This window comes from Catenibacterium sp. RTP21428st1_D7_RTP21428_210409 (assembly GCF_040227455.1).
Taxonomy (GTDB): domain Bacteria; phylum Bacillota_I; class Bacilli_A; order Erysipelotrichales; family Coprobacillaceae; genus Catenibacterium; species Catenibacterium mitsuoka_A.
In genome coordinates this window covers 1-7,264 of the sequence record NZ_JBEHVX010000105.1, presented here as the reverse complement: position 1 = coordinate 7,264, position 7,264 = coordinate 1, and the positions used below count along the sequence as shown (strand labels likewise).

Here is a 7,264-nt window from a genome sequence, read left to right as displayed (position 1 = left end):
TTTTGGGGGATTTGAGTTTGGTTATATATTTGTGTCCGCGCAACGAAGGCGCGGGGAAATGGAGGAAATTATGAAAGATATTATAATTATTGGTGGTGGGCCAGCAGGACTCACTGCTGCACTCTATGCAAGTCGTGCAGGTGCTGATGTGACTATTATTGAATCAGGTGCACCAGGTGGTAAATTAAACTTAACAGCTCACATCGAAAACTATCCAGGAATAAAAGAGATGATGGGTCCTCAGCTTGCATATGATATGTATGAACAGGCTCTTAACTTCGGTGCCCAGTTAAAGATGACAGAAGTGAAATCTATTGTAGATGAAGGTGACTATAAGAAGGTTATTACTTCTAAAGAAGAACTAGAAGCTCGCGTAGTGATCATTGCGACAGGAACTAAAGAAAGAAAAATGGGACTACACTTAGAAGATGAAATGACAGGTAAAGGTATTTCTTATTGTGCTGTTTGTGATGGACCATTCTTTAGAGGAAAAGAAGTTGCTGTCATTGGTGGAGGCAATAGTGCGATTGAAGAATCAATCTATCTTGCTGGTATTACAGAAAAGGTTCATATTATTATGAGACGTGATGTCTTCCGCGCAGATGATTATCTAGTGAAGAAAGCACTGAATAATGAAAAGATTGAATTCCACTTCAAAAAGAAGCCACATGCTTTAATTGTAGAAGATGATACATTAAAAGGCTTAGAACTAGAAGATAGTGATACAAAAGAACTAGAAAACCTTTATGTACAGGGTATTTTCCCATTTATTGGTTTAGATCCAGTCACTGATTTTGTGAAGGATTTAGGCATCACAAATGAACAGGGTTATATTGATGTTGATGAACATATGGAAACAAAAATTCCTGGAATATTTGCGATTGGTGATGTCAGAACAAAGACATTAAGACAGGTTGTCACAGCGGCAAATGATGGTGCAATTGCTGGACAATATGCTGCTAAGTTTGTTGAAGAGAACTAATGATAGTTCTCTTTTTGAATGCTTTATACCCTTATGATTGTATGTTATAATAGATGAGGTTGAGGAGGATATAAGTCTATGAAGAATGTAGAAGTTGTATTAGTTACTGGTATGTCAGGTGCAGGTAAATCTACTGCCATGGCTATATTTGAAAATATGGGATATTATTGTATCGATAACTATCCAGTTGCACTACTTGAACAGTTTGGAGATTATTTATTAGATGAAACTTTAGGTGGCAAGATTGCGATGGGAATCTATCTAGGAGATGCACTTCAGGCAATTCGTGAATTAACGAATATGGATTGGATCAATTTGACTGTTGTATTCTTAGATTGTGAAAATATGGAAATCTTAAAGCGTTATAAGCAGACAAGACGTTCTCATCCAATGATGATTATGAATAAAGCCAATACACTTTATGACTCTATTGAATTAGAACGCCAGGAATATGAACAGATTAAGACACAGGCTGATTTAATCATTGATACAACTCTATTAAAGCGTACAGCTTTACAGGATAGACTAGAAGCATCTTTCTATCATGAAACAGGAGAAGTATTCCGTGTGTCTTTTGTATCATTTGGATATAAGTTCGGTATTCCTAAGGATGCTGATTTACTTCTTGATGTAAGATTCCTACCAAACCCTTTCTATATTCCTGAACTTAGAAATAAGACAGGAAATGATAAGGAAGTCTATGACTATGTTATGGAAAAACCTGAAACTCAGGAATTTATTAAAAGGACTTTGTCTTACTATGATTATTTATTGAAAGAATATGAAAAAGAAGGAAAAATGCAATTGATTGTCGGTATTGGCTGTACAGGTGGCCAGCACCGTTCTGTCACATTAACTAATTTCCTTGCAGACCATTATAAGAAATATTATAAAGTATATAAGTGGCATCGTGATGCTGACCACTAGAGGATGTGAAAAGAAATGTTGTCGTTTTCAAGAAAAGTAAAGGAAGAGATCGTATTTAATGAGTTTGATCATGACTGTTCAAAAGCGATTCTTTGTGCGTTATTAAAAACCAATGGAACACTGATGTTAGGACAGGGACTCTCTCTCCTGATCCGTACAGAAAACGCAAAAATAGCGTCAAAGATGCATAAACTTCTTAAAGAACTTTATGCACCTTCAATTGAATTTAAAGTAAAAAAGATGATGAAGCTTAAGAAGAATAATGTTTATCTTCTTAAGGTTTCAAAGGCAAGAGAAATACTAGAAGATCTTCATTTATTAGAAGGTCTAGGATTTACTATGTTACCTTCTGATGAAATTTTATATGATGATCGCACAAGAAGAGCTTATCTTGCAGGTATATTTCTTGCAAGTGGATCAGTCAATAACCCCGATACATCTAATTATCATTTAGAGATGAGTGTACAGGATGAACCTCTTGCACAATATATTGAAACTATGTTGAATAGCTATGGTTTAAATGCGCATGTGATCAAGAGACGTAATCGTTATGTTATCTATATGAAATCTGCAGAAAGAATAGGAGACTTCTTACGTGCTATAGGTGCTTCTACTTCTGTTATGGAATTTGAAACAACACGTATTGACCGTTCTATGGCTAATACTGTCAATAGATGGAATAATTGCGATATTGCGAATGAAATGAAGGCTATGACAGCGAGTGCAAAACAGATTGAAGATATTGCTTATGTGATTGATAAAGCAGGCATAGAAATTCTAGATTCTAAAACTGCGGATGTAGCACAGATTCGTTTAGAAAACCCAGAACTTACACTTAATGAACTAGCAGATGTGTATTTTAATAAGACAGGTCAGACAATTTCTAAATCTGGTCTTCACCATCGTTTTAAGAAAATCAAAGAAGAAGCTGCACGTCTTCGTCAGATGGAGGAAGAATAATGACTGTCACAGAAAGATTTGGAATGCGTATTAAGGAATTAAGAATGCAGCAGGGAATCTCTCAAGAAGAACTAGGATTTAGATGTCATCTTTCTAAGAATTATATTTCTGATGTAGAAAGAGGTACTAGAAATGTGAGTCTTAAAGCCATTGATCAATTTGCGAAGGGCTTAGGTATTGCTCTTAAAGACCTTTTTAACTACTGATATGTGAAATTTTAGAAGATGTCTAAGGCATCTTCTATTTTTTGTTTGAAATTGGTATAATTTCTGTGAGTTCATCATTTGTTTACAATAGAAACATATAATGACGACACTTAAAGGAGAAAAAATATATGGATGCACTAATCTATTTTATAATTATATTTCTAGTTTTATCTGTATTCTTAAACATTATTGCTTATGCATGGCCTTTCTTATTGATTATGTTTATTGTTTATGAAATCTGGAAATATTTTAAATTAAAGAAAATCAGAAAACAGTATGAAGAAGCACAATCACAATATTCATCTCAATATCAATCTCAGTCTTCATCACGTAATGATAATCCTGATATCATTGATGTAGAATATAAGGTTGTAGATGAAGAAAAGACTGGAGATGACAACTAAATGATTTGTCCTACATGTCATAAAGAAATCCCAGAAGGGTCACATTTCTGTCCCTATTGTGGTACACCGCTAGATGATAAATGTCCTCATTGTGGTCATCAGAACATTCCTCATGCGAAGTTCTGTTCTTATTGTGGAAAACCATTAGGAGCTGCTTCAACATCACGTCGTCCTCAAGGGTCTTTTATTCCTACATCACGTATTTATCATGAAGAAGAAAAAACATATGAACCGGAAAAGGTATCACGTAAGATTAACTGGAAAGTAGTTATTATATCAGTACTTGTCTTAATACTTGCGACTACCGGTGCACAGTATTATTTGAATCATTCTGATAATATTAAATGGGCAGATGGTAATTCGAGTACTTCAGAAATAACAGAAACAATGTCTTCTGTCTTTAGTCTTAAGAAAACAACAGATACTGAACAATATTCTAATTTATCTAATGATGGATCGGTGGCAGCCAATGATCACTATATTTTTATGTCTAATAGGGATAACCAGCTCGTTAAATTAGATAAAGATATGAATGTCGTAAAGACATATGATGTTAAGTATGCGACTTATTTAAATCTTGTCGGAGAAAAGCTTTATTTTACAGATAAAGATCATCATATCTGTGTTCTTGATACAAAGACAGAAAAGACTGAAACATTACAGGATGTTTCTGCATTCTATATGACTTATCATGATAATAAGCTCTATTATCAGAATGATAGTGATAATGAAAGTTTATATGTTTATGATATTTCAGATAAAACATCTACTAAACTTTTAGATGAACATATCTACAATATGAACTTTAATGGAGATATTATTTATCTAACTGGTAAGAGTTCTATTATTTCTTATAATATGACTACTAAAGCCACAGATGCTATTTATAATGAACAAGTTTATGGTTCGGTCTATAGAGATGGTTACCTATATTTCACTACACCTAAAATGACAATTGGTAGAGTGAATGTGCAAACAAAAGAATCCCAGATTATTTTAAATGATATTGGTTATTCTATGTTTGTGGTGAGTGATGAAGCAATCTATTATGTTGGTAATGATGTAAAGATGTATCGTCTAGATTTTGAAAAGAAAGAACCAACTGCAGTATATCAATTCCAGTCACATCGTATCGGTGGTATGCAGATTGTGAATGATCATCTATTTGTGAAAGATAATCAGGATTGGAAAGTTGTAAACACTTCTAATACAAAGTATGCAGTGATATTTGATAATTAGGCACTGATTCACTTCAGTGTCTTTTTTTGTATATAAGATTTATGCTATAATGGGTGGGTAAAAAATGGAGATGATTATATGTTAATAAGCGAAATTATTGAGGCAACAAACGGAAAACTCTTAAATGGTCACTTAGATGACCAGGTGAATGGCTTTACACAGGATACACGTGTTATTCAGCCAGGAAACCTATATATCCCTCTAGTAGGTATTAAAGATGGGCATGACTATATCCCACAGGCTTTTGAAAATGGTGCAACAGCCACTTTGACAAGTCATCCTATAGAAGATGATGTACACAATGTGATTCTAGTAGAAGATACAATGAAGGCATTAGGTGATTTAGCACGTTATGTACGTGTTCATTCAAATGCAAAGGTTGTAGGAATCACTGGTTCAGCAGGGAAAACAAGTACTAAAGATATGATTGCAAGTGTTATTTCCCAACAATATACAACATTAAAAACACAGGGTAACTACAACAATAATATTGGTTTACCTTTAACTATTCTTCGTTATAATGGTGAAGAAGTTATGGTTATTGAAATGGGTATGAACCATTTAGAAGAAATCGATTATTTAACTAAGATTGCATTACCTGACATTGCAGCAATCACAAATATTGGTACAGCACATATTGGTGAACTTGGTTCAAGAGAAAATATCTTACAGGCCAAGATGGAAATCATACATGGTATGAATCATGGTACTTTAGTAGTCAATAACGACAATGATTTACTATCTACTGTCCATCCTGAAGGAATCTCTTTAAAAACAATTGGTATTGAAAGTGAAGCAGACTTAAAAGCAACTGATATTATCTTGAATGAAGATATGTCATCATTTAGAGTAAAAGTAGATGGGCAGGATTATGATGTAAGAGTCTATGTACCAGGTGTTCATTTTATCTTCAATGCATTAATTGCGATTCAGGTTGGTTTATTATTAGATATTCCAATGGAAAAATGTATCAAGGGTATTGAAACATTTGAACTCACTAAGAATAGAAATGATATCTTAACACTTGATCGTCATATCCGTGTGATTGATGGTACGTATAATGCGAATCTTGATTCTATGAAATCAAGTATTGATGTATTATCAGGCTATGCAGGTCGTAAAATTGCAGTATTAGGGGATATGTTAGAACTTGGTGATTATGAAGAAACGCTTCATCGTGCTGTAGGTGCACATTTATTTAAAAAGAATATTGATTTAGTCTTGACTGTAGGACCTGCTGCGCGTTATATTTCAGACGAAGTAAATAAAGCAAAACCAGGCCTTGCTTATCATTTTGATGATAATGCCTCTTTAAGTGCTTATTTGCAGGAATGTCTAGAAGAAAATGATGTTGTTCTAGTCAAGGCTTCTAATGGTATGCATTTAAAAGAAGTCATTAATGATTTAAAGGAGAATAATTAATAAGATGAAGTTATTATTAGTATGTGGTGGACAGTCTACAGAACATGCTGTTAGCCGTATGTCATGTGTGAATATCTATAAAAATTGTGATAAGAGTAAATATGATATTAAAGTTGCAGGTATTACAAAAGAAGGAGAATGGTATGATTTAGTTTCTACTGATTTCTCTAGTGATAACTGGTTAGAAGGTGCTACAAAGATCAATGATCATTTCACTTTCCTAAAATCATTTGATGTTGTATTCCCAGTATTACATGGACAGTTTGGTGAAGATGGTACTATCCAGGGCTTATTAGAAATGGCTCAGGTGCCATATGTTGGATGCCGTGTGATGGCATCTTGTACTGCAATGGATAAGATCTATGCAAAGAAACTATTTGATCAGGCTAATATTCCCCAGGTGCCTTCTCTATATGTCAAGAAGAGATATGATGATAAATTAGTTGTAGTAGATAATGAAGGTAGAGAAAGCTTTAATGTAGAAATGGAAATCTATACACACTTAGGATTCCCTTGCTTTGTAAAGGCTAGCCGTTCTGGCTCAAGTGTAGGCTGTTATAAGGTTAATACTTTAACTGATTTACTACCAAAACTTCATGAAGCAGCATCTTATGACCGTCATGTTGTTGTAGAAAAAGCTATTAATGCGACAGAATTAGAATGTGCTGTCATTGGTAATGATGATATCAGTGCATCACGTGTAGGACAGATTTTACCTCATGGTGAATTCTATACATATGAATCTAAATATGAAGATGAACAGAGTGCAACATGCATTCCTGCAAGAGTAGATCAGTCTATCCAGGATTATATCAGACAGGCTGCTGTGAAGGCATTTAAGGCAGTAGATGGTACAGGTCTAGCTAGATGTGACTTCTTCTATGATAACGATACAGGAAACGTTTATTTAAACGAAATCAATACTATGCCTGGCTTTACTAATATCTCTATGTATCCTCAATTAATGAAAGATGCAGGACTAGATACACCAGCTCTTATTGATGAATTAATCAAGCTTGCATTACAGAGATAAGATGTCGAAAGACATCTCAGACTGTTGACAAACTAAATGTTAACAGTCTTTTCTTTTAAATTTGAAGAGTATATGATAATATAGTTACTGT

General features: G+C 34.0%; 8 protein-coding genes. All 8 read left to right on the top strand.

What is annotated here, in order from left to right; translation table 11 throughout:
- Window positions 1-982, top strand: a 982-nt coding sequence (gene trxB, locus ABUA27_RS11435) for a thioredoxin-disulfide reductase (protein WP_349820747.1), incomplete at its 5' end; no start/stop codon positions are given.
- Window positions 983-1,060: 78 nt separating this feature from the next.
- Window positions 1,061-1,909 (top strand): RNase adapter RapZ, encoded by an 849-nt coding sequence (gene rapZ / locus ABUA27_RS11430; RefSeq protein WP_022424408.1) that lies wholly within the window; start codon window positions 1,061-1,063, stop codon window positions 1,907-1,909.
- 15 nt (window positions 1,910-1,924) lie between these two features.
- Complete coding sequence (gene whiA / locus ABUA27_RS11425; RefSeq protein ID WP_129981127.1) at window positions 1,925-2,869, top strand: DNA-binding protein WhiA; 945 nt, start codon at window positions 1,925-1,927, stop codon at window positions 2,867-2,869.
- The gene (locus tag ABUA27_RS11420; protein WP_129981126.1) at window positions 2,869-3,075 is read left to right on the top strand and encodes a helix-turn-helix domain-containing protein; all 207 of its coding nucleotides are present in this window, start codon (window positions 2,869-2,871) and stop codon (window positions 3,073-3,075) included. The genes whiA and ABUA27_RS11420 overlap by 1 nt, the downstream gene beginning before the upstream one ends.
- A 128-nt stretch (window positions 3,076-3,203) precedes the next feature.
- Window positions 3,204-3,479: a hypothetical protein gene (locus tag ABUA27_RS11415; RefSeq protein WP_129981125.1), complete on the top strand. Its 276-nt coding sequence runs from the start codon at window positions 3,204-3,206 to the stop codon at window positions 3,477-3,479.
- Window positions 3,480-4,718 carry a DUF5050 domain-containing protein gene (locus ABUA27_RS11410; protein ID WP_349820746.1) on the top strand — a complete coding sequence of 413 codons (1,239 nt, stop codon included), beginning with the start codon at window positions 3,480-3,482 and terminating at the stop codon, window positions 4,716-4,718.
- A 78-nt stretch (window positions 4,719-4,796) separates the two neighbouring features.
- A complete protein-coding gene (locus ABUA27_RS11405; RefSeq protein WP_349820745.1) occupies window positions 4,797-6,140 on the top strand; it encodes a UDP-N-acetylmuramoyl-tripeptide--D-alanyl-D-alanine ligase in 1,344 nt (447 codons plus the stop codon).
- Between the two features lie 4 nt (window positions 6,141-6,144).
- Complete coding sequence (locus tag ABUA27_RS11400) at window positions 6,145-7,173, top strand: D-alanine--D-alanine ligase family protein (RefSeq protein ID WP_022424402.1); 1,029 nt, start codon at window positions 6,145-6,147, stop codon at window positions 7,171-7,173.
- Window positions 7,174-7,264: the final 91 nt, after the last annotated feature.

Coding starts and splice junctions, on each gene's coding strand:
- rapZ (WP_022424408.1), top strand. CDS start 1,061: ATGAAGAATGTAGAAGTTGTATTAGTTACTGGTATGTCAGGTGCAGGT.
- whiA (WP_129981127.1), top strand. CDS start 1,925: ATGTTGTCGTTTTCAAGAAAAGTAAAGGAAGAGATCGTATTTAATGAG.
- ABUA27_RS11420 (WP_129981126.1), top strand. CDS start 2,869: ATGACTGTCACAGAAAGATTTGGAATGCGTATTAAGGAATTAAGAATG.
- ABUA27_RS11415 (WP_129981125.1), top strand. CDS start 3,204: ATGGATGCACTAATCTATTTTATAATTATATTTCTAGTTTTATCTGTA.
- ABUA27_RS11410 (WP_349820746.1), top strand. CDS start 3,480: ATGATTTGTCCTACATGTCATAAAGAAATCCCAGAAGGGTCACATTTC.
- ABUA27_RS11405 (WP_349820745.1), top strand. CDS start 4,797: ATGTTAATAAGCGAAATTATTGAGGCAACAAACGGAAAACTCTTAAAT.
- ABUA27_RS11400 (WP_022424402.1), top strand. CDS start 6,145: ATGAAGTTATTATTAGTATGTGGTGGACAGTCTACAGAACATGCTGTT.